Raw genomic sequence first — 21,963 nt, 5'->3', positions numbered from 1 at the left:
GTAAGGAACTGTAAAGTTTCGGTTTTTGGGAGGCTGATTGCCTTATGTCCTGGACAATCGCACAACTCTTGCACGTCGGGGCGTCCGCGGCCGGGGATGGATGCGCACGGTATCCTTCAGAGGATTTCTGGCGTTTTGTCGTCATGGGCTGTGCTGCGCGGCACTGAAGACTGTAGGTTCGGATGAAAGACGCAGCCCGGTCAAAAGGCAGCGTATCCGGCAGCTTTTGCACTGAAAATCTGACAAGACCCGCTTGAGGCAGGCCGGAATGCTCGAAGTCTGAGCCGATTTTGGCGGGCGACAGTTGCCATGTCACTGCCTTCCAATTGCCGCCATCGCCCACGCCCCTTGGCAATGTCGTTCAGGGCGCGTATACGCGCGGCCTGATTAGATGAGGAACCGGCGCGATGCAGGGCAGTGCAAATCTCAACATCATGATCAAGGCGGCTCGCAAGGCGGGACGGTCTTTGGTCAAGGACTTTCGCGAGGTCGAGAACCTTCAGGTGTCTCGCAAAGGTGCCGGAGATTTCGTGACCAAAGCGGATCTGGCCTCCGAAGAAATTCTGAAGGAAGCGCTGCTTGAGGCGCGCCCCACCTATGGCTGGCTGGCCGAAGAGGGCGGCGAGATCGCAGGCAAGGATCCGACGCGCCGCTGGATCGTCGACCCGCTGGACGGAACCTCCAACTTTTTGCACGGCTTGCCGCATTGGGCGGTTTCCATCGCGCTGGAACACAAGGGCCAGATCGTATCGGCCGTCGTTTTCGACGCTGCCAAAGACGAGATGTTCTACGCCGAAAAAGGCTCTGGCACCTGGCTGAACGACAACCGCCGCCTGCGCGTCTCGGGACGTAGCCGGATGACGGATGCGGTTTTCGCAACCGGGGTGCCGTTTGGCACAAAGCGTACCCTGCCGGCGACGATGCAGGATATTGCAAGGCTGATGCCGGAATGCGCAGGGCTGCGCCAGTCGGGAAGCGCGGCGCTTGATCTGGCTTATGTCGCCGCAGGCCGCTACGAAGGCTACTGGGAGCGCGAAGTGAAGATCTGGGACATCGCGGCCGGAATGCTGCTCGTGTCCGAGGCAGGCGGGCTTGTCGGTCCGGTCCGCGAAGGTCACGACCCATTGGTTGATGGCGATCCTCTCGTGGCCAATGGCGATCTTTACGACGATCTGGTCAAAATCATTCGCAACGTTTGAATGGCGCAAGGCGGCAGACCTCGCTGGGCGGGGTCGTTCTCTGCCCGGCCAACGCGCGGGTTCTGGTGCAAATGGATTGCGTCAAAACCCCAGAAACTTGCGCAGGAGCGTGATGAGCTGCTGCGCCTCCTCGGGGTCCAGCCGGTCCAGCTCACTGTCGGCGAAGTTGAAGAAGGCCTCCTGCCTCTCCTCGACAAACTTGTGACCCTTGGCGGTGAGGCGCAGCTCCATCCCGCGCCGGTCGCTGTCGGGCACGGTGCGCGTGACCAGGCCGCGCTCTTCGAAGTTCTGGATCATCTTGGTCATGTGGGGGCGCTTGATCCGCAAGTGCCGGGCCAGAGCGCCCTGCCGGATGCCGGGGGTTTCGTATAGCAGCCAAAGTACCGAGAATTCGCCGGGGCGCAGGCCATGTTCCGACAGTGTTTGATAGAAGGATTCAAACGAATCTATCTGGGCGATGCGCAACAGGAAGCCTAAAGACGTCCCGAGCCGTCCGAGTTTGATCTCTGTCCCATCCGTATTTTTGTCACTGCGCCGCGATATGAGCTGGTCCCCTGGTCCGTTTCCCGTGCGGCACCATGCAAAGGCCGCGGGTACAGAGTGCCGAAGTTCTTGATTTCTGTCACGGTCTTTGTCGCTGGGCGGATAACGCAGTTAACCTTTGCCAAACCGATCTGGTCAAAATCTGATCGCAGAAAATCAGGCCGCAAATCACTCGGCCTTTCTTTACGGACAGCCTGTCGGGCAGGGTGTCAGATCTCCGGGAAAGCCAATCTCCGCTCTCTAACGGGCCGCGGATGGCTTGGAGAGGCCGTAGCCCGTAGAGGCGAGGGGGGCCGGATAGCCCCCCTGCTGATCGTTCAGGCTGCGGCGGCTTTGGGACCAAACCGGCCGTAGAATTCCTGGCCCTTGCTTGCCATCTCGCGCAGCAGGTCGGGGCAGGCGAACCGGTCGCCATAGGCTTCGGTCAGCTGGTCGCAACGTTCGGCAGCATAAGGCGTGCCGATGATGTCGAGCCAGCTGAACGGGCCGCCCGACCACGGGGCAAAGCCCCAGCCAAGGATCGCGCCCACATCACCTTCGCGGATGTCTTCCAGCACGCCCTCTTCCAGCGCACGCACGGCTTCCAGCACCTGAGCAAAGAGCAGCCGGTGCTGCACTTCGACCAGCGAAGGCTGCTCGTCGGCCTGCGCATACCGCTCGCCCAGACCGGACCACAGGCCCTGCCGCTTGCCCTTGTCGTCATAGCTGTAGAAACCGGCATTGGACTTGCGGCCCAAACGGCCTTCGGCCTCCATCCAGAAGATCACCTCGTCCACCGCGCCGTCAGGATAGGCATCGCCCATCGCGGCCTTGGTCGCGCGGGCAATCTTGGCGCCCAGATCAATGGAGGTTTCATCCACCAGCTGCAGCGGGCCCAGCGGCATGCCGACCATCTTGGCGGCATTTTCGATCAGTGCAGGCGAGACGCCCTCGGCAACCATGCGGATGCCTTCGTTGATATAGGGGATGATGCAGCGGTTGGCGTAGAAGAACCGCGCGTCGTTCACCACGATGGGCGTCTTGCGGATCTGGCGCACGAAATCCAGCGCCTTGGCAACGGCGCGGGTGCCGGTTTCGCGGCCCTTGATGATCTCGACCAGCATCATCTTTTCCACCGGGCTGAAGAAGTGGATGCCGATGAACTGCTCGGGCCGTTTGCTGGCCTTTGCCAGGTCAGAGATCGGCAGGGTCGAAGTGTTGGTGGCAAAGATGCAATCCTCGCCAATCACGGCCTCGACGGCTTGCGTGACCTCGGCCTTGATCTTTGGGTCTTCGAACACCGCCTCGACGATCAGGTCGCAGCCCTTGAGCGCTGCATAATCGGTGGTGGCGGTGATGCGGGACAGCACTTCTTCCTTCTTCTCGGGCGTGGCTTTCTTGCGGGCGATGCCCTTGTCCATATGGCCGGCCGTGTACTCGCGGCCCCGATCGGCGGCGTACTGTTTCTGATCCAGCAGGACAACTTCGATCCCGGCCTGAGCGGATACCAGCGCGATGCCCGCACCCATCATGCCGGCCCCCAACACGCCGACTTTCTTGACGCGCTCATCGGCCACATCGGGACGGTTGGCGCCTTTTTCCAACGCTTCCTTGTTGATGAAGAGCGACCGAATCATCGCGCCCGAGGATGGGTTCAGCAGCACATTGGTGAACCAGCGCGCCTCGATCTTGAGCGCCGTATCAAAGGGCACCATCGCACCTTCGTAAACAGCAGAGAGCAACGCCTTGGCCGCCGGATAGACGCCCTTGGTCTTGCCGTTGACCATCGCGCTGGCACCCACGAAGGTCATGAACCCTGCCGGGTGATAGGGCGCGCCGCCGGGCATCTTGTATCCCTTGGCATCCCACGGCTTCACGATATCGGCGGGGCCGGCTTGCAGCACCCATGCCTTCGCGGCGGCGAGAGGATCTTCGACGACTTCGTCGATCAGGCCCGCGGCCTTGGCTTTCTTGGGGTCCAGAAGCTTGCCTTCGAGCAGGAATGGCGAGGCCGCCATCGCGCCCATCTTGCGCACCAGCCGCGTGGTGCCGCCAAGGCCGGGGAAAATGCCGACCATGATCTCTGGCAGGCCGATCTTTGCCTTGGGGTCATCGGCGCAGAAAATGCGGTGGCAGACCAGCGGCAGTTCATAGCCGATGCCAAGCGCCGTGCCGGGCAGGGCGGCAGCAATCGGCTTGCCGCCCTTGTTCTTGTCATCCATGTCTGCGCGTTCGATCTTGCGCAGCAGCTTGTGCTTGGCCATCGTCCCTTCGAACAGCCCGCGTGCAGGATCGTCGCCTGCGCTTTGCTTCATCTTGGCAATGATGTTCAGATCCATGCCGCCCGCGAAGGTGGACTTGCCAGAGGTGATGACGATGCCTTTCACGGCCTCATCGGCCAGAGCGTCATCAATCAACGTCTCAAGCTGGTCAAAGCCTTCCAGCGACATGACGTTCATGGATTTGCCCGGAACGTCCCAGGTGATGACGGCAACGCCGTCGCTGTCAGTGGCCATCGTGAAATCGGTCATGTCTTGTTCTCCGTTCAGAGGTGTTTCGGGTCCGCTGTTGCGCGGCATGTTCTAAAGGTGGGCGCTAGGAGCGGTCCCGGTCGCTGTCACCTGATCCTGGCGATGACGGCGCATAGCGGCTGTCGGCAGAAGGCCGGGCGGGATCTGGCCAGGCGCCCCCCGGAGGGCTCTTGGCCGTTTTTACTCTGGGCACGATCACCGGCCATGTGGGGTTCGCCAATCCAGACAGGACCAGATCGCATTTCCACCCCCCTTCGGCATTGCGCAGGCGCAAGTAGGAATCGTAGGCGGGAACGACGCGCACCGCGTTGCTCAAAAGCTCAGCGGTATAAAGCGCCCAAAGATCGCCCCCTTCGATCACTTCGTAGTTGCGTACCGTGCGGACCAGATGCGTTACGCGCTGTTCGTGCATCATCCGGACCCATGCGTCGAAGCCATTTTGCAGCATCGCCTCGTCGGTGATTGTCCAGTTTCCGCCACCATCGGTGGTGATGCTGACGGGAAAGGCCATATGCTCCTTGTAGGTCGCAAAATCGTTCGCCACGAAGCACGCGCTGGTGCGGTTGAGCCATTCCTGCACGATCTGCCGCGTCATGAGACCGACCCCGAAGGCGCCACCGGCCCGGCCGGGGCAGGTCCGGCGTTGTCACGATCTTTGACGCAGGACGCCGCCACGGGTTACACGCGCTCGATAATTGTCGCGGCACCCATTCCCGAGGCGATGCACAGCGTGGCAAGCCCGGTACCTTTGCCGGTACGTTCCAATTCGTCCAGCAGCGTGCTGATGATGATAGCACCCGTGGCACCCAGCGGATGGCCCATCGCGATAGAGCCGCCATTGACGTTGACCTTGTCTTCGCCCACGCCGAACGCCTGCATGAAGCGCAGCACAACGGCGGCAAAGGCCTCGTTCACCTCGAACAGGTCGATGTCGTCAATGCTCATGCCGCTATCGGCGAGGATCTTTTCGGTCACTGGCACAGGGCCCGTCAGCATGATCGTCGGGTCAGTGCCGATCTTGGCGGTGGCCCTGATGCGTGCGCGCGGGGTCAGCCCATGGGCCTCGCCAAACGCCTTGCTGCCAATCAGAACACCCGCGGACCCATCAACGATGCCAGAGGAGTTGCCCGCGTGGTGGATGTGGTTGATCCGCTCCAGATGCGGGTATTTCATCAGCGCCACAGCGTCGAAGCCGGGCATGACCTCGCCCATCTGCTTGAAGCTGGGGTTAAGCGCGCCCAGCGACTGCATATCGGTGCCCGGGCGCATGTATTCGTCGTGGTCAAGGATCGGCAGACCGTTCTGGTCGCGCACGGTGATAACGGATTTCGCGAACCGGTTGTCCTTCCACGCCTCCGCCGCACGGCGCTGGGATTCCACGGCCAGCGCATCGGCCTGATCGCGGGTGAACCCGTATTCGGTGGCAATGATATCGGCGCTGATGCCTTGCGGTACGAAATAGCTGTCCATCGCCAGGCTGGGATCAACCGCAATGGCCGCCCCGTCAGAGCCCATGGCAACGCGGCCCATCATTTCGACCCCGCCTGCGATATAGGCCTCTCCCGCGCCGCCGCGCACCTGATTGGCGGCAAGGTTCACCGCCTCCATTCCGGACGCGCAGAAGCGGTTGATCGCCAGACCGGGGATGGATTCGTCCAGATCCGAGGCGAGAACGGCAGAGCGCGCCAGACAGCCGCCCTGTTCGCCAACTTGCGTGACATTGCCCCAGATCACATCTTCGACCGCGTGGCCATCAAGGCCGTTGCGCTCTTTCAGTGAATTAAGCACCTGCGCCGAAAGCCGCAGGCTGGTGACTTCATGCAAGGCACCATCCTTGCGGCCTTTGCCGCGCGGCGTACGGACTGCGTCGTAGATATAGGCTTCGGTCATGCTGTTCGTCCTTTACGGGTCTCGCGTGTTGTCTCTGACTTGGCCGTCAGAACGGGTAACGATCAAGGGTGACGTGGCGACGTTTTACGTAAACGACGCCCCGTCACAAAAAGTCAGCGGCCGGGCGCGGCGCCGCGATATTCCGTTATATAGGGTCGCGCGGCGAAATCTCCTCTTACGCCCTGTCGGCAGGGGAGCCGGGCATCAGGTCATAGGGATGTTTCCATCCGGGAACCTGGCTAAGCCGGGTGAGCCAGGCGTCGATATTGGGCCAGTCCTCGCGCACGAAACCATAGGGTTCGGGGTAATAAAGATAGCCGCAGCAGCACAGATCGGCATTGGTCAGCGCGTCGCCGACGATCCATTCCCGACCGGCGAGATGCGCGTCCAGGATCGCATAAGCCGCCTTCAGACGGCCCTGCATGAAGGCGATCACCTCTGCCGGGCGTTTATCTTCAGGCAGGAAGTTCATCAGAAAACGCGTCATCCCCGCCTGGCTGGACAGCTTGTGATTGTCCCAGAACACCCACCGCATGACCTCGCGGGCCTCTTCGGGGGTCTTGCCGCCGAACAGGCCGGATTTCTCTGTGACATATTGCTGGATGACACCGGACTGGGTCAGCCGCACGTCACCATCGATCATCACGGGCACTTCACCCATCGCGTTGAGCGATTCACGGTAATCGGGTGCCCGGGTCGCACCGTTGAAGAAATCGACATAGACAGGCTCCCATTCGAGGCCGGAGAGCTGCAAAGCCAGTGCCGCCTTGTAGGCATTCCCGGATTCGCCGAAGCAGTGCAGTTGGATGGTCATAGGTGTCGTCCTTGATCGTGGGCAGGCGGGGCGTGCCGGATGCCAAAATGTGACCCCGGTCCGCCCCAGACTTTCGGGGCGGTCGTTTGCCATTGCAAATCGACCTTGCGATCAGTTCTTTCACGATTTCGCTGGTGCCGCCATAGACCCGCTGCACATGGGCGTCTGGCCGCACCTCCCCGATCGCATAATCCTGCATGTAGCTATCGCGCGGGTGTAATTGAAGGCACGCAGCCGGAAGTTTGGATTTCGGTCAGCCGAAGTTTTGCCACGGCTGCGCTTTTCGGCGCTCAGCATGTCCGCCGGATGCAAAGGCGAGGCAGGCGCGTACGAGGGTGGGTTTCGTGACGCAGTCTGCCAGCGTGAACCGGGTGTTCCGAAGCTCTGGTAGGGGCGCAACCCCCGATCGCGCTGCGCGGGATGCAAAAAAGGCGGGGCACTGGCCCCGCCCTCAAGCGATCAGAAGTTTTCGGCTTCCAGCGCCATCACCGTGTCCGCACCGCTTTCAATCCGGGCAAGGTGCATCTTTGTGGCTGGCAGGTGGCGCGCCATGTAATAGCGCCCGGTCGCGAGCTTGGTCTTGTAGAATTCTGTGTCCGAGGCACCGGCATCAAGGGCGGATTTCGCGGCAAGCCCCATGCGCGCCCACATCAGCCCAAGGCAGACGTGACCGAAGAGGTGCATGAAGTCATACGAACCCGCCAGCGCGTTATTCGGGTTCTTCATGCCTTGCTGCATGAAGAACATCCCCGCCGCCTGAAGATCCTTTGACGCGGATTTCAGCGGGTCAAGGAAGTCCTTGTCGAACGCCTCGTCACCGCCATTTTCCTTGATGAAGGTCTTCACCATGTCGAAGAAGGCCATGACGTGCTTGCCGCCATCCTGTGCCAGTTTCCGGCCGACAAGGTCCAGCGCCTGCACGCCGTTGGCGCCTTCGTAGATCATGGCAATCCGGGCGTCGCGGGCGAATTGGGACATGCCCCATTCCTCGATATAGCCGTGGCCGCCGTAAACCTGCTGCGCCTGAATGGCCATTTCGAAACCTTTGTCGGTCTGAAACCCCTTGATTACGGGGGTGAGCAGGGAAATCAGGCCCTCGGCGTCCTTGTCATCCGCCCGGTGCGATCTGTCGATCAGATGCGCCCCCCAGAAGGTAAGCGCGCGCGCGCCTTCGACAAAGCTCTTCTGATCCATCAGGCTGCGCCGGATGTCGGGATGGACGATCAGGGGATCCGCGGGACCGTCGGGGTTTTTGGCACCCGTCACGTCGCGACCCTGAAGCCGGTCATTGGCGTAGATCACGGCGTTCTGATAGGCGGCCTCGGCCTGCGCGTAACCCTGCAGACCGACGCCCATGCGGGCCTCGTTCATCATGGTGAACATCGCACGCATGCCCTTGTGCTCTGTCCCGATCAGGTAGCCAGTCGCCCCATCATAGTTCATCACGCAGGTCGAGTTGCCGTGAATGCCCATCTTTTCCTCGATCTTGCCGCAGCTCACGCCATTGCGCGCGCCAAGGCTGCCGTCCTGATTGACGAGGAATTTGGGAACGATGAACAGCGAGACACCCTTGATGCCCTCGGGCCCGCCCGGGATCTTGGCCAGAACCAGATGGATGATGTTCTCGGCCATGTCGTGTTCACCGGCGGAGATAAAGATCTTCTGCCCGGTGATCTTGTAACTGCCGTCATCCTGCGGTTCGGCCTTCGTGCGCATCAGGCCCAGATCGGTGCCGCAATGCGGCTCCGTCAGGTTCATTGTGCCGGTCCATTCGCAGGTGACCATTTTTGGCAGATAGGTAGCTTTCTGCTCGTCCGAGCCATGCGCATGGATCGCCGAATAGGCGCCATGGGTCAGGCCCTGATACATGTTGAACGCCATGTTGGCGCCGACAAAGATTTCGCCCACCGCAGTCCCAAGCAGGTAGGGCATGCCCTGACCGCCATATTCCGGGTCGCAGTCAAGCGCGGTCCAGCCGCCTTCCTGCATCTGCTTGAAAGCGTCCTTGAAGCCTGTCGGCGTGCGCACGACGCCGTTTTCAAGAACGCAACCTTCAGTGTCGCCCACCGTGTTCAACGGTGCCAGCACTTCGGAGGCGAGCTTGCCCGCCTCTTCCAACACCGCGCCGGTAAAATCGGCTTCCAGCTCGTCATAGCCGGGGACGTCCACGGCCGAGACATTGAGCATTTCGTGCAGAAGGAATTGCATATCCTTCGTTGGGGCGGTGTAGCTGGGCATAATAGATCCTCCGGTCGTGGCGGGGCAGATCCTATTCGGCTGCCCGCTTGGTCTGGTTCATCGAGGTGAGCATCTTCTCACCCCATTTCATCTGGTCTTCGAGCTCTGCGATGGCGGCGTTCAGCTCGTCGCGTTGATTGATCATCGCGTTCAGCCGTTCCTGCGCGATCTCGTATGTCCGGTGAAGCTGCGTCTGCTGCTGGTCACCGACGTGGTATAGATCGAGAAGCTGGCGGATTTCCTCCAGGCTGAATCCAAAGCGCTTGCCGCGCAGGATCAGTTTCAGCCGGGCACGATCGCGATTGGTGAAAAGCCGTTTCTGGCCGTCGCGGATCGGGAACAGCAGTTCCTTCGATTCGTAGAATCGCAGCGCCCTGGGGGTCACCTCGAATGCGTCGCACATCTCCCGAATTGTCATAGTGTTGTCGTTGTTGCTCATTACCAAACCCTCCACTTGTCTGTTGGATAGGCTTTTAGGTACTTTCCGACCACATTCTTACAATGGGAATTTTCCTTACGCAGAAGCAACGCTGCGTCAAAAGCAGGTTGACGTAAGATCATGTCGCGTTAGCGGGCAAGCCCTGAAACTATCTTTCAAAGCGCTTAGATTTTACCGGGTGGTAAAAGGTACGGGTTGTTTACCTAACGTCGTGCCGACTCAGTCTTTCAGCGACTCGGCGACTTCATCGCGCAGGCCTCGCAACTCGTTATAGGCCTCGTCAAGCTGGCGGCGCTGCTCTTCGAGCTCGCCAAGCTGGCGCGTCGCTGCCTCTACCCAGGAGCGATTCTGCGCCTCGGTGCCTTCGTGTTCGTAGATCAGCAGCCACTGGCGGATTTCCTCCAGCTGAAAGCCGAAGCGACGCCCGCGCAGGATAAGCGTCATGCGCGCGCATTCCCGCGGCCCGTAAAACCGTGACCGCCCTTCGCGTTCAGGGTGCAAAAGCTCTATATACTCGTAATAGCGCAGGGTTCGCGGCGTGACGTCGAAACGAGCGCACATTTCCTTGAAGCTGAGGCGGGTATCGGGCATTGGCATGGTCTCCTGCCAACAGGTTATGCAAGCGCGGTGCGAAGGGCAACAGCCGGGGTTGCGATCCGGGCGCGAAGCGGACCATATAAGCATGGCATCAGCAGGACACCTTTTTCAATGAGCGAAGAGCGGACCCGCGTCGCGCGGGATTTCATTCAGGCCATTCCTCATGCCCGCGCGCTTGGCATGCAACTTGAAGAGATCGGCGACGGCTCTGCCGAGATCCGCATGCCCTATGATCCGCGATTTGTGGGTGATCCCCAAACCGGTGTGATTCACGGCGGGGCGGTTTCGGCCCTGATGGATACCTGCTGCGGCGCCGCGGTGATGAGCCATCCTGACCTGCCATCGGTCACAGCCACCATAGATCTGCGCATCGATTACATGCGACCCGCGACACCGGGGCAGACGATTCGCACCCGCGCGACCTGCTATCACCTGACGCGCTCAGTTGCCTTCGTGCGCGCCGTGGCGATGGACGAAGATGCCGACAACCCGGTTGCGACGGCCACCGGCGCCTTCACGGTGGAGGCCACACAGAAATGACCCGCAAGACGCCGGAACCCATCCAGGTGGTCAAACAGCGACGCGACGCGGCATTGCGCGCGCTCGTCGAAGGCGTGCCTTATGCGCAATTCCTTGGCATCCGCTTTGACAGGCGGGGGGATGAGCTGACAGCAGAGCTTGGCTTTGACGACAAGCTGATCGGAAACCCTTACCTGCCCGCCATACATGGCGGGGTCACCGCGGCCTTTCTGGAGGTCACGGCCATCATCGGGCTCAGCTGGTCGATGATGTGGGAGGGCGTGGAGTCCGGGCGTATCGATGTGGCATCGCTGGAGGAGGGCAAACTGCCTCGCCTGCCAAAGACTATCGACTTCACCGTCGATTACCTGCGGTCCGGCCTGCCGCGTGACAGCTATGCCCGCGCGCATGTCACGCGCTCCGGTCGGCGCTATGCGAGCGTTCACACCTATGCCTGGCAGGACAATCACGACAGACCGATTGCCCAGGCCACCGGCCATTTCCTGATGCCGCGCACAGATGGCTGATCCCGCGCAAGACATCTCGCATCGCAGGGTTCTGAAGATCGCGCTGCCGATCGTGCTGGCGAATGCCACGGTGCCGATCCTCGGGGTCGTCGATACGGGCGTCGTTGGGCAGTTGGGCGAGGCGGCCCCGATCGGCGCTGTTGGCATCGGCGCGATCATCCTGACCGCGATCTACTGGATGTTCGGTTTTCTGCGGATGGGGACCGTCGGGTTGACCAGCCAGGCGGCGGGCGCGGGCAACACTGCCGAGGTCGCCGCACTCCTGACACGCGTGCTGATGATCGGCCTAGCAGCCGGGGTGCTACTGATCGTTCTGCAAAAGCTGATCTTTGCCGGCGCCTTTTACGTGTCGCCCGCCTCTGCCGAGGTCGAGGGGATGGCGCGCGATTACCTTGCCATTCGGGTCTGGTCCGCACCTGCCGCCATTGCGCTTTTTGGCATCAGCGGGTGGCTGATCGCGCAAGAGCGCACCCGCGCCGTGCTGGTGCTGCAACTGTGGATGAACGGGCTGAACGTCGTGCTGGACCTTGTGTTCGTGCTGCAGCTTGGCTGGGGCGTGAACGGCGTCGCGGCAGCCACGTTCCTTGCGGAGTGGAGCGGGCTTGGCCTTGGCCTTTGGCTCTGCCGCGCAGCCTTTGGTGTGCCGGACTGGCGCGATTGGCCGCGCGTCTTCGACAAGATGCGGCTGAAGCGGATGCTGGGCGTGAACACCGACATCCTGATCCGGTCGGCCCTGCTTGAAGTGGGGTTCGTGTCTTTCCTGTTCCTGGGTGCCGATTTCGGGGATGTGACGTTGGCGGCCAATCAGGTGCTTCTGCAGTTTCTGCATATCACCGCCGCGGCGATGGACGGGTTCGCCTTCGCCGCCGAAGCGCTGGTCGGGCGGGCCTTTGGTGCAGGGGCGGTGGCACGGCTGCGCCGAAGTGCGGTCATCACAAGCGTCTGGGGCGTGGCCACAAGCGCTGTGATGGTGGTCAGCTTTGCATTGCTGGGCGGGATCATCATCGACCTGATGGCAGATGCGCCCGACGTGCGCGCGGAGGCGCGGCTTTACCTGTCTTACATGGTGATTGCCCCGCTGGCTGGCACGGCTGCGTGGATGCTGGATGGCATTTTCATCGGTGCCACGCGCAGTGCGGATATGCGCAACATGATGGCGCTCAGCTTTGCGGTTTACGTGGGCTCGGTGCTGCTGTTGGTGCCAAGCTTTGGCAATCACGGGCTTTGGCTGGCGCAGTTGATCTTTTTCATCGCGCGTGGCGCGTTCCTGTGGCTGCGCTATCCGGCGCTGGAGGCCGCAGCCTCAGAAACCGGAATAGAGCAGCAGCCCCCAGGGGCGCAGGGCGGCATCCACCCGTGACCAGAGCGCACCACCTTGCAGGGGCTCAAGCCGCGCGGCGCTGATGATTTGCGCAACGGTGCGGGACCCGTCGATCCCTGCCAGAAGCGGCGCCGCCTGCCTTGGCAACTTCAGCCAAGAATCCACCCCCGACACCGAAAGCTTTGGCGCTTTGCCCTGCGCGATCACCTTTGCCAGCGCCTTCGGGGACGCGCCGCGCAGATGCGGAATGGCACTGCGGCTGGCGCCCGTCGCAACCCGGTCGCCGCTGCCTGACGGCGCGGCATAGCCAATATGCAGCTTGATCGTGCCGAGCAGTTTTTCGGCGATGGCCATCGCGTCGGTTTTGCTCAGGTGGTCCGGGACATCCGCGATCCGGGATAGATCATAAAGCGCGGGCTGCGTGAGGTCTGTCAGCGCCCACCCCGTATCACCCAAGGTCTGCATCAGTTCTGCGATGCCAAAGGCGCGATCCTGCGAATGGAGCAGCAGATCATAAAACCCTGCCGCGCTTTGCCGGTGGTCCACCAGATGCGGGTTGAGCCGGAACGGGTGGCCTGCGGGCAGGCCGTCAACCAGCCGCCGCGCCTCCTCCAGACGCTTGGCGGGTGGCAATCCGTCCAGCAGTGCGCCGAACGCCTCTTGCAGCGGGTAGACGCCCGACCGTCCGTATGGCGCATAGACCATAAAACCGAGCCCGCCATCAGGTGCAACGGCGGAACGAAGCGCGGCAAAGCCCGCCGCCGGGTCGGGCAGGTGATGCAGCACGCCGCAGCAATCGATATAATCGAACTCGCCAAGGTCGGGCGCATCCAGCAAGCTGCCGGTCACGAAGGTGATGTTGTTGAGCCCCCGCACCTTTGCGCGGGCCTCGGCCACCTGACGCGACGCGGTGGACAGATCGACATAGGTGATCTCGTGCGGGTGAGAGGAGTTCGCCAGATGCTGCGCCAGCATGATCAGCCCGTCCCCCGTGCCACCCCCTGCCACCAGCGCGCGGAAAGGCCGGGACCAGTCGCGCTGGCCGGAAAACAGAAAATGATCAATCTCGCGCGGGTGGCTGGGCGATCCTTCGATCAGCCGCGTCTTTTCATCCGCCGGGTCGCGTTCAGGATAGGGATAGGCCTCGTATTGTTCGGATACCGTGACCATGTGCTGCCTTTCGTGACGCGACTATTGCGCGGGCAACCTGCCACGCAAATGTCTGAAAGACAAAGCTTACCGAGCGGCCTTTCGAGCGATGTCGATGCGCGCTTCCATCATCGACATTTCCTTCATGATCTCGCGCCGCTTCGTGCGGTCATCTTCGGCGCGCAACTCTTCGCGCAGGCGCGCCAGTTCGCGGGAAAGCGAGACAAATTCAGGCGCTGCGCCGTTTTCCTTCATCAACCGGTTGATCAGCGCGTTTTCCGGATCATCACAGGGCGGAAGAGGTTTGCCTGCACCGGGCAGGTTGTCAAAGGCGCCTTCGGCTTCGGCAGCGCGTATGCGCGCGGTGATCAGATCAATCAGGGGGTGGTCCATGGCCGTTTCCAACTTGCGCGTCTCTTGCGCCAAGATAGACCTCGCACGCCGAAATTTCCAGTGGCCCGGCGGCAACCCCCGTTCACCGGTTCCTGACCCGGCAAACGGAATGGGCCCCGGCAAAGTGCCGAGGCCCATCTGGTGCCGGTCGCCAGAGGCCGACTTATTTCATCGTGATGCGGCCATCCGTGTAGGGCTGGTAGGGCGCGTTTTCAGCAATGAATTCGGCCGTCACATCGGCAAGGTCGGGGCCGAAGTCATAGGCGTTTTCGGCGTCCACGAACATCTTGTAGCCGTCGCCACCGTTACGGACGTAGTTGTTGGACACCACGCCATACATTTTCTCTGCATCAATCGGCGCACCGCCGACCATCACGTCAGAGACACGGCTGCCCGGCTCTGCCGCAGCATCGACCGTGAAGGTGATGCCCGCCACCTGCGGGAAGCGACCTGCGCCTTCCTCGATCTGGCTGACACCGTTTTCAAGCGCCTCGACAACGGTCGCGCCGGAAACCTGGAAGGTGGAAAGCGTGTTCTGGAAGGGCAGCACGGTCAGGACTTCGCCCATTGTGACCTCGCCCGCATCGATAGAGGCCCGCAGACCGCCCGAGTTCGCGATGGCGATCTCGATGCCCTGGTCCTTCACGCGTGCCAGCATGGCATCGGCCACCAGATTGCCCATGGAGCATTCCATCGCCCGGCAGACATCGCGGTTGCCTTCGATCGCTTCGGCGGCTTCGGCCACGACCTTGTTGCGGATCTCTTCCAGCGGCGCTGCGGCCTCGGCGATGCGCGCGACGGTTGCTTCGTCTTCGGTGACGGCACCATCAAGGATGATTGGCTCGCCGACGGCCTCGGTCACGTTGCCTTCGTCGTCAAAGGTCACGTTCAGCTCGCCCAGGAACTTGCCGTAAGCATAGGCCTGCACGATGGCCGTATTGCCAACCATCGTCGGGTAGGAGCCTGCGGCGCCTTCGATTGTGTTGGACAGCAGCGTGTTCGAATGCCCGCCCACGATCACGTCGACGCCGGTCGTGTTCTCGGCAACGGCCTGATCAACACCGTAGCCCGAATGCGACAGGACGATGATCTTGTTCACGCCCATCTCGGTCAGCTTGTCGACCTCGCCCTGCACGGCGTCGCTGGGGTCGGTGAAGATGATGTTCTTGCCGGGCGAGGCCAGCTCGTCCGTGTTTTGCGGTGTCAGGCCGATCAGGCCCAACTTTTCACCGCCACGTTCGATCACGGTGGATTTCATCAGCACATCGGCCAGCAGTTCCTCGCCCGAGACATCGGCGTTGGACATCAGAACCGGGAAGTCGACAGCATCCATGAAGCCGCGCAGAACTTCGGGGCCGTCGTCGAATTCGTGGTTGCCCACGGTCATCGCGTCGTAACCCATCTTGTTCATCATCTCGGCGGCAAGTTTGCCCTTGTAATAGGTGTAGAACAGCGTGCCCTGGAACTGATCGCCCCCGTCCACCAGAATGGCGTTGTTGGAGCGTTTGCGCGCCTCCTCGATCGCGGTGACAAGACGCGCGGAGCCGCCGAAGCATTCGCCATTGGTGTTGTCTTCGGCCGAACAGCCCGAATCATACTTGGAGATCGGCTCGAAACGGGCGTGGAAGTCGTTCGTGTGCAGGATGGTCAACGAATAGTCGGCAGCGGCGGCCCCTGCGGTCAATGCAAGCGCTGCGGCTCCGGTCAAAAGGCGGATAGACATTATCTGGTCCTCTCTGTCGATTTTTTTATCTCCGGGATCGTGCCGTTTCCGGTGACGCGAGTCAAAGCCCGTCGCTACGTAATCGGCGGTTTTTGTCACATTTCCATGACGCTTGACGACGCGCAATTCAGCAGGCATCTGAACGTCATGCTGATCTACAAGATATTGCGCGCCGCGGAATGGCAGGCGCTGGACGCCACAGGTGAAACTGCCGGTGCGCCAATCGACGTGGCCGATGGCTACATCCACTTCTCCACCGCGCTGCATGTGCGCGAAACGGCGGCGAAACATTTCGCGGGCGAAGACGGGCTGATGCTTGCGGCCTTTGAAAGCGATGACATGGGCGATGCGCTGAAATGGGAGCTCGCGCGCGGCGGGGTCGAGTTTCCGCATCTCTACGGCCCGCTGCGCCGCAAGGATGTGCTGTGGAGCTGCGCCTTGCCGCTGGTAAACGGTGTGCACGACTTCCCGCGGGATATGGAATGAACGTGCCAGGGGCGGGATTGGTCGGATGAAGCTGTTGGAACAGGCAGGGCTGCGGGTTCTGCGCCACGTCGATCCCGAAGCGGCCCATGGTCTGGCCTTGCGGGCCTTGCAACTTGGCGTGGCCACATCTCCGGGGCTGGTGACGTCCGATCGCCTGCGCTGTGAGGTTGCGGGCCTGCGCCTGACCAACCCCGTAGGCCTGGCCGCCGGGTTCGACAAGAACGCAACCGCGCTTTTGGGTCTCAGCCGCGCGGGGTTCGGATTTCTAGAGGTGGGTGCCGCCACGCCGCGCCCGCAGCCGGGCAATCCGAAACCGCGCCTCTTTCGCCTGACAGAGGATCGCGCCGCGATCAACCGGTTCGGGTTCAACAATGACGGGATGGAGGCGATCGCCGCGCGTCTGGCCAAACGGCCCCGCGATGCGGTCATCGGCCTGAACCTTGGTGCCAACAAGGATAGCGAAGACCGCGCCGCCGATTTTGCGCGTGTGCTGGCGCATTGTGGGAAGTGGATCGATTTCGCCACGGTGAACGTCTCCAGCCCCAATACGGAAAAGCTGCGCGACCTTCAGGGCAAGGCCGCTTTGGCCGGGTTGCTGGGCGGGGTAATGCAGGTGCGCGACGGGTTGGACCGCCCTGTGCCGGTCTTTCTGAAAATCGCGCCGGATCTGACGCCCGGCGAATTGGAGGATGTGGCAGAGGTCGCGCTGTCCTCTGGCGTTGATGCGGTGATTGCCACCAACACGACGCTGGATCGCGACGGGTTGCGCAGTGCGCATGCCCAAGAGAAAGGCGGCCTGTCCGGTGCGCCGCTGTTCGAGAAATCCACCCGCGTTCTGGCGCAGCTTTCAGTGCTGACCGGGGGCAAGCTGCCGTTGATCGGGGTGGGGGGTGTCGGTTCGGCCGAACAGGCCTATGCCAAGATTCGCGCAGGCGCCAGCGCTGTGCAGCTTTATACCGCGATGGTTTTCGGCGGGCTCAGCTTGGTTGAGGAAATCGCACTTGGCCTCGACCGGCTGCTGGCGCGCGATGGCTATGCCAATGTGGCGGATGCGGTGGGTACGGCCCGAGAGGACTGGCTTTGATGGAATACTGGCACAATCCACGCTGCAGCAAGTCCCGGCAGGGCCTCGCACTGCTTGAGGAAAAGGGCGTGGCGCTGACGGTGCGGCGCTATCTGGAAGACCCGCCGACCGTAGCAGAGCTGCAGGCTTTGCGCGTTGCGCTCGACCTGCCGGTCATCGACATGATGCGGCCCAAAGAGGCGCTTTTCCGGGAATTGGGGCTGACAAAGGATAGCGATGAAGACTGGCTGATAACGGCAATGGCCGAACATCCCAAACTGATTGAACGGCCCGTCTTGATCGCTGGCAATCGTGCCGTCATCGGGCGACCGACAGAGACCTTGCTGACGCTTCTCTGACCTTCTGGCGGAGGCTCCAGCCCGGCAGAACGTTTGGCCGCCCCGCACCGCCATGTTCGGCGAACAATGTGCTGGGTGCTTGCCAAACCGGGGGCCGGGGGGCAGATTGCCCGACAACTCTTTGCCCCGCCCGAACGCTGCCCAATCAAGGACATCTGCCGTGACCAAGACCGTCTACATCCTGAATGGCCCCAACCTGAACCTGCTGGGCAAGCGCCAGCCGGAGATCTACGGTTACGACACGCTTGACGATGTCGAGGCCACCTGCACCCGGTTGGGCGAAGAGTTCGGGATCAGAACCCGGCTTTTGCAATCCAACTGGGAAGGTCAGATTGTCGACTGGATCCACGAGGCGCGCGAGGCCGCGCAGGGCATCATCATCAATCCCGCGGCGCTGACCCATACGTCGGTTGCCGTGCTCGATGCGCTGAACGCTTTCGACGGTCCGGTGCTGGAGGTGCATATCTCCAACGTCCACAAGCGTGAAAGCTTTCGGCATCATTCCTATGTCAGCCTGCGCGCTGATGGCGTGATCGCCGGTTTTGGGGTCGAAGGCTATGCGCTGGCGATGCGCCGGATGGGCAGCCTGCTGCCATGACGGTTTGCCTGACCGTCGCGGGGGCCGGGCTGATCGGGCGCCGCCACGCTCAGGCCATTGCCGCAGCCGAAGGCGTTGCGCTGGCCGCGATTGTCGATCCGTCTGATGCGGCGGCAGAGGTGGCCGCGCAATATGCCGTGCCGCATTTTCGGACCCTTGAGGAACACTTCGAGGCAGGGACACCGGATGGTGTGATCCTTGCCACGCCAAATCAGGCGCATGTGTCGGGCGGGATGGCCTGCATTGATGCGTTGGTGCCGGTTCTGGTGGAAAAGCCGCTTGCCGATGATCTGGCAGAGGGGCAGGCGCTGGTCGAGGCCGCAATTGCCGCCGATGTGCCGCTGCTGACAGGCCACCACCGGCGGCACAATCCGCTGATCGCGCGGGCGAAACAGGTGATCGGCGAAGGTCGCCTTGGCCAGATCACAGCCGTTCAGGGAACCTGCTGGCTGACCAAGCCCGACGAGTATTTCCAGACAGAGTGGCGTCGCCTGAAAGGCGCAGGGCCGGTCTACCTCAACCTGATCCACGATGTTGATCTGCTTCGGCATCTGTGCGGTGACATCACCAGCGTGCATGCGATGGAATCGAATGCCGTACGCGGGCACGAGGTCGAGGAAACCGCCGCCATCTTGCTGCGCTTTGCCAATGGTGCGCTGGGGACGGTCACCGTGTCGGATGCCGTCGTCGCCCCGTGGAGCTGGGAACTGACCGCGCGGGAAAACCCGGCCTACCCGGCAACACCCGAGGATTGCTACCGCATTGGCGGCACACAGGGCGCGCTTTCGCTGCCCAATCTTTCGCTCTGGACTTGCCCCGAGGACCGCAGCTGGTGGGCGCCTATCGCGGCCACGAAGCTGCCCTTCGGCTTTGACGATCCGCTCGTGCGGCAGGTGACGCAATTCGCGGCCGTGATCCGCGGCGAGGAAAAACCGCTTGTCTCCGGCCTCGACGGTCTGGCCGCGCTCCGGGTGATCGAGGCGGTCAAACGCTCTGCAGAAACAGGTCAGACAATCACACTGCCGCCCCCGGAATAGGGTGGCCGCGTTTACATTGCAGCTTGGCAGCGGCAGAGACGCAAAATGGCTTCGTGCCGACATACAGGAAGGACAGGACGTGACGGATCGCTACGCCGTTTTTGGCAACCCTATCGGGCACTCGAAATCGCCCGCCATCCATCGCGGCTTTGCCGCGCAGTTCGGGGATGACATTTCCTACGAGGCGATCGAGCCGTCACTGGACGGGTTCCGCGCAAGCCTTGAGCGGTTCATTGCAGAGGGCGGGCGCGGCATCAATATCACCGCACCGTTCAAGACCGATGCCTTCGATGCGGCCGATCTGCGCCTGGAAGGGGCGGAACTGACGGGGGCGTCCAATTGCCTTAAATTCGAGGATGGCAGCATTGTCGCCGAGAATTTCGACGGCATCGGGCTGCTGCGCGATATCGAGGTTAACCTCGGCCAGACCGTTGTGGGCAAGAACGTCCTCTTTCTGGGGGCCGGGGGCGCGACGCGCGGCGCGGCGCTGCCAATTCTGCGGGCGGGTGCCGCGCAGGTGGTTGTTGCCAATCGCACCCTGACCAAGGCGCAGGCCATCGCCAGAGACTTTGCTGCGGAGGGCACAGTTCTCGCGGCTGGCTTTGATGAATTGACCTCAGGGCATGACATCATCCTCAACGCGACCTCCACTGGTTTGTTCGGGACGCGGCCAGAGGTGTCTGACGACGTGTTCGATGGGGCTGCGCTGGCCTATGAGCTTGTCTACGGGAAGGGTCTGACCGGGTTTTTGCAACAGGCGCAGGACGTGGGCGTGCCGACGCTGGCCGACGGTGTGGGAATGCTGGTCGAACAAGCGGCAGAGGCCTATGCGTGGTGGCGTGGGAAGCGGCCCGAGACCGCAGCGTTGATTGAAAAAATGACGGTGCCTTTGACCTGATCCTTCAGACGGGGCAGCTGATGCGGGCGATCTACAGAGAGATCGGGGAAATCCCGCCTGCGAATGCGGCGAGGATCGGGGCGGTCACCGCAAATCCCGTGCGCAGCAGGTCGCTGGTGCCGCCCTTGAGCCCCCGCGCGGCGGCCCATTCATCGGGATCGGCATCGGACCCAAGATCAGCACTGCGCGTCAACGCGCGGACGCGCGCATCCAGGACCAGAGCGACGGGGATATAAAAGCTCAGGATCAGCAGGCAGAAATACGTCCCCGTGAAAAGCGCAGAGGCCAGTATCAGTGCGCCGTAAGCGTCGCGTTCTGCGCCCGTGACAAGCGGCAACGGCCAGTACATCCAACTGGTCGCGAAGAACATGCCGAAGGTCAGGATCAGGCTGGAAAGGTACAACTGCCGACGCATCCGCGTCAGGTTCTGTGCCAGCAGCGCGGCCTCTTCCTCTGCGTTGCGGGTTTCTTGCGTTTGCAGGCACAGGATCATTCCGACGATCAGGGCGCCGACGCCCAGACCGGCAAGCCCGTTGATGATATCCATGACCCGGTTGAAAAGCGACAGAACCGGATTTTCACCGCATTGGCCCAGGAACCACCAGTCTTCGGGTTGGTTGCATCCCGGCAGGTTGCCATAGGACAGGGCGGTTTCGAAAACGTCTTCGCCAAGGCGGTGATAGATGCGCGGACCGTCCGGGTCTGCATGCTGCTTGACTGTCGCGGTCAGCGCCAGCATCAGGATCACGCCCATTGTCAGGGTGGCCGCCGCCCGTGTGGCGCGCGCCATCGGGGCTGCAAGATCGCGGATGACAAGGGCGACGGCCAGAACCGTCAGGGCGGCAAAGAACCATGTTGCGGAAAGAAAGCGGAAACGACCCGCAGATTCCATCCAGTGTCGGTCGTCCTGAAGGATCTCAACCGGTACGTTCAGATCCTTTGAGAAAAGCTGCCCGGAGATGACATCGTGCATCCAGAAGATCACGATGGGAGCCAGCGCAATGGCGAAGCAACGGGTTTTCACTCTGGGGATGGACACGCCCGGCTTCCCTGATTGTTTTATCCTTCAACACCAATGGTTAGCACAAAACCTTGCCTCTTGCATCACGCCAATGCCTGCCCATGTCCGCCATACGAAGATGCATGCCCGGCAGGCGTTTCTTTTGCTGGTGGATGGCCGCGCCGGTCCCGTCAGAAATCAATCTGCTTGCGATACTTGACGTCGGAACGGCGCTGAAATAAGTGATGTCTGCCTGTGCGGGCGTTGTGTAATGGTAAGACCTCAGCCTTCCAAGCTGATGATACGGGTTCGATTCCCGTCGCCCGCTCCAATCCCCCGAAACTGAAAACTTTCCGATGGATGACGTGCCCTTCGCAGGCGCGTGCCGATGCGCTGCGCCACCGGGACGGAACCTCCGCGCGTTCGCTTACATGCATCTTTGGCGAAGGTGGGGACGCCGTTCCCATCCCTCTTTGGGTTTGAAAGCATATGGTGCATTGGTGTTTTTTGGACCCCGTCGCAGCTTCGTCCATTGTGAACTGGCATTCCGGTCATCCTTGCGTGGCATGAGCATCGGGGCCGCGTCTGAGGCGCCGCGCAGAAAAATAATTTTTTTACGGAACCAATTCCGGGAATGGTTGTTACCTCTGCAGATGCAAG

At 61.7% G+C, this 21,963-nt stretch carries 22 protein-coding genes, 1 tRNA gene and 1 pseudogene; 11 read left to right on the top strand and 13 right to left on the bottom strand.

Annotated features, from left to right (window positions below):
• Positions 1-407 precede the first annotated feature (407 nt).
• Entirely contained in the window at positions 408-1,199 is a 792-nt protein-coding gene (locus EDD52_RS02565) for an inositol monophosphatase family protein (RefSeq protein WP_132241486.1), read from the top strand.
• Between the two features lie 81 nt (positions 1,200-1,280).
• Here the strand turns inward: EDD52_RS02565 and EDD52_RS02560 are convergent, their stop codons facing one another.
• From EDD52_RS02560 to EDD52_RS02520, 9 genes and pseudogenes are all read right to left on the bottom strand, one after another.
• Positions 1,281-1,664, bottom strand: coding sequence for a MarR family winged helix-turn-helix transcriptional regulator (locus tag EDD52_RS02560; RefSeq protein ID WP_243651808.1), 384 nt, complete (start codon positions 1,662-1,664; stop codon positions 1,281-1,283).
• 395 nt (positions 1,665-2,059) lie between these two features.
• Complete coding sequence (locus EDD52_RS02555) at positions 2,060-4,252, bottom strand: 3-hydroxyacyl-CoA dehydrogenase NAD-binding domain-containing protein (protein WP_132241482.1); 2,193 nt, start codon at positions 4,250-4,252, stop codon at positions 2,060-2,062.
• Positions 4,253-4,316: 64 nt separating this feature from the next.
• Positions 4,317-4,847, bottom strand: a complete 531-nt coding sequence (locus EDD52_RS02550) for a hypothetical protein (RefSeq protein ID WP_132241480.1) — start codon at positions 4,845-4,847, stop codon at positions 4,317-4,319.
• Between the two features lie 83 nt (positions 4,848-4,930).
• Complete coding sequence (locus tag EDD52_RS02545) at positions 4,931-6,142, bottom strand: acetyl-CoA C-acetyltransferase (RefSeq protein WP_132241478.1); 1,212 nt, start codon at positions 6,140-6,142, stop codon at positions 4,931-4,933.
• Between the two features lie 175 nt (positions 6,143-6,317).
• Positions 6,318-6,956: a glutathione S-transferase family protein gene (locus EDD52_RS02540; protein ID WP_132241476.1), complete on the bottom strand. Its 639-nt coding sequence runs from the start codon at positions 6,954-6,956 to the stop codon at positions 6,318-6,320.
• 109 nt (positions 6,957-7,065) lie between these two features.
• Positions 7,066-7,176 (bottom strand): annotated as a pseudogene (locus tag EDD52_RS24350) (hypothetical protein); the annotation flags it as partial.
• Positions 7,177-7,415: 239 nt separating this feature from the next.
• On the bottom strand, positions 7,416-9,194 hold the full coding sequence (locus EDD52_RS02530) for an acyl-CoA dehydrogenase C-terminal domain-containing protein (protein WP_132241472.1): 1,779 nt from the start codon (positions 9,192-9,194) through the stop codon (positions 7,416-7,418).
• Between the two features lie 31 nt (positions 9,195-9,225).
• Entirely contained in the window at positions 9,226-9,633 is a 408-nt protein-coding gene (locus EDD52_RS02525; protein WP_132241470.1) for a MerR family transcriptional regulator, read from the bottom strand.
• A gap of 219 nt (positions 9,634-9,852) precedes the next feature.
• Positions 9,853-10,224 (bottom strand): MerR family transcriptional regulator, encoded by a 372-nt coding sequence (locus tag EDD52_RS02520; RefSeq protein WP_132241468.1) that lies wholly within the window; start codon positions 10,222-10,224, stop codon positions 9,853-9,855.
• A 117-nt stretch (positions 10,225-10,341) separates the two neighbouring features.
• On the opposite strand from EDD52_RS02520, the gene EDD52_RS02515 reads away from it, so the two are divergent.
• The 3 genes from EDD52_RS02515 to EDD52_RS02505 are packed head-to-tail and all read left to right on the top strand — an operon-like array spanning position 10,342 to position 12,636.
• The gene (locus EDD52_RS02515) at positions 10,342-10,770 is read left to right on the top strand and encodes a PaaI family thioesterase (protein ID WP_132241466.1); all 429 of its coding nucleotides are present in this window, start codon (positions 10,342-10,344) and stop codon (positions 10,768-10,770) included.
• Entirely contained in the window at positions 10,767-11,276 is a 510-nt protein-coding gene (locus EDD52_RS02510) for a PaaI family thioesterase (RefSeq protein ID WP_132241464.1), read from the top strand. Before EDD52_RS02515 ends, EDD52_RS02510 begins: the two co-directional genes overlap by 4 nt.
• Positions 11,269-12,636: an MATE family efflux transporter gene (locus EDD52_RS02505; RefSeq protein WP_132241462.1), complete on the top strand. Its 1,368-nt coding sequence runs from the start codon at positions 11,269-11,271 to the stop codon at positions 12,634-12,636. Before EDD52_RS02510 ends, EDD52_RS02505 begins: the two co-directional genes overlap by 8 nt.
• Here EDD52_RS02505 and EDD52_RS02500 read toward each other — a convergent pair.
• The 3 genes from EDD52_RS02500 to EDD52_RS02490 form a co-directional block, all read right to left on the bottom strand.
• Positions 12,580-13,767, bottom strand: a complete 1,188-nt coding sequence (locus EDD52_RS02500) for a class I SAM-dependent methyltransferase (protein ID WP_132241460.1) — start codon at positions 13,765-13,767, stop codon at positions 12,580-12,582. The genes EDD52_RS02505 and EDD52_RS02500 overlap by 57 nt on opposite strands.
• Before the next feature lie 66 nt (positions 13,768-13,833).
• Positions 13,834-14,139, bottom strand: a complete 306-nt coding sequence (locus tag EDD52_RS02495) for a DnaJ family domain-containing protein (RefSeq protein ID WP_132241458.1) — start codon at positions 14,137-14,139, stop codon at positions 13,834-13,836.
• Positions 14,140-14,302: 163 nt separating this feature from the next.
• Positions 14,303-15,862 carry a bifunctional metallophosphatase/5'-nucleotidase gene (locus tag EDD52_RS02490; protein ID WP_132241456.1) on the bottom strand — a complete coding sequence of 520 codons (1,560 nt, stop codon included), beginning with the start codon at positions 15,860-15,862 and terminating at the stop codon, positions 14,303-14,305.
• A 147-nt stretch (positions 15,863-16,009) separates the two neighbouring features.
• On the opposite strand from EDD52_RS02490, the gene EDD52_RS02485 reads away from it, so the two are divergent.
• The 6 genes from EDD52_RS02485 to aroE all read left to right on the top strand — a co-directional run bounded on the left by EDD52_RS02485 (position 16,010) and on the right by aroE (position 20,303).
• A complete protein-coding gene (locus tag EDD52_RS02485) occupies positions 16,010-16,348 on the top strand; it encodes a DUF952 domain-containing protein (protein ID WP_132242008.1) in 339 nt (112 codons plus the stop codon).
• Between the two features lie 25 nt (positions 16,349-16,373).
• Positions 16,374-17,432 carry a quinone-dependent dihydroorotate dehydrogenase gene (locus EDD52_RS02480; RefSeq protein WP_132241454.1) on the top strand — a complete coding sequence of 353 codons (1,059 nt, stop codon included), beginning with the start codon at positions 16,374-16,376 and terminating at the stop codon, positions 17,430-17,432.
• Complete coding sequence (gene arsC, locus EDD52_RS02475; protein WP_207905956.1) at positions 17,432-17,770, top strand: arsenate reductase (glutaredoxin); 339 nt, start codon at positions 17,432-17,434, stop codon at positions 17,768-17,770. Before EDD52_RS02480 ends, arsC begins: the two co-directional genes overlap by 1 nt.
• Before the next feature lie 160 nt (positions 17,771-17,930).
• Positions 17,931-18,368: a type II 3-dehydroquinate dehydratase gene (gene aroQ, locus EDD52_RS02470; protein ID WP_132241450.1), complete on the top strand. Its 438-nt coding sequence runs from the start codon at positions 17,931-17,933 to the stop codon at positions 18,366-18,368.
• A complete protein-coding gene (locus EDD52_RS02465) occupies positions 18,365-19,405 on the top strand; it encodes a Gfo/Idh/MocA family protein (protein WP_132241448.1) in 1,041 nt (346 codons plus the stop codon). The genes aroQ and EDD52_RS02465 overlap by 4 nt, the downstream gene beginning before the upstream one ends.
• A gap of 79 nt (positions 19,406-19,484) precedes the next feature.
• Positions 19,485-20,303, top strand: a complete 819-nt coding sequence (gene aroE / locus EDD52_RS02460) for a shikimate dehydrogenase (RefSeq protein ID WP_132241446.1) — start codon at positions 19,485-19,487, stop codon at positions 20,301-20,303.
• Positions 20,304-20,334: 31 nt separating this feature from the next.
• Here the strand turns inward: aroE and EDD52_RS02455 are convergent, their stop codons facing one another.
• A complete protein-coding gene (locus EDD52_RS02455) occupies positions 20,335-21,342 on the bottom strand; it encodes a hypothetical protein (protein ID WP_132241444.1) in 1,008 nt (335 codons plus the stop codon).
• Between the two features lie 218 nt (positions 21,343-21,560).
• On the opposite strand from EDD52_RS02455, the gene EDD52_RS02450 reads away from it, so the two are divergent.
• Positions 21,561-21,634 (top strand) — tRNA-Gly (locus EDD52_RS02450).
• Positions 21,635-21,963 lie beyond the last annotated feature (329 nt).

It is taken from the genome of Primorskyibacter sedentarius, assembly GCF_004342065.1.
Taxonomy (GTDB): Bacteria; Pseudomonadota; Alphaproteobacteria; order Rhodobacterales; family Rhodobacteraceae; genus Primorskyibacter; species Primorskyibacter sedentarius.
The sequence above is the reverse complement of the archived record's forward strand: the minus strand, read 5'-3'. Positions and strand labels throughout refer to the sequence as shown.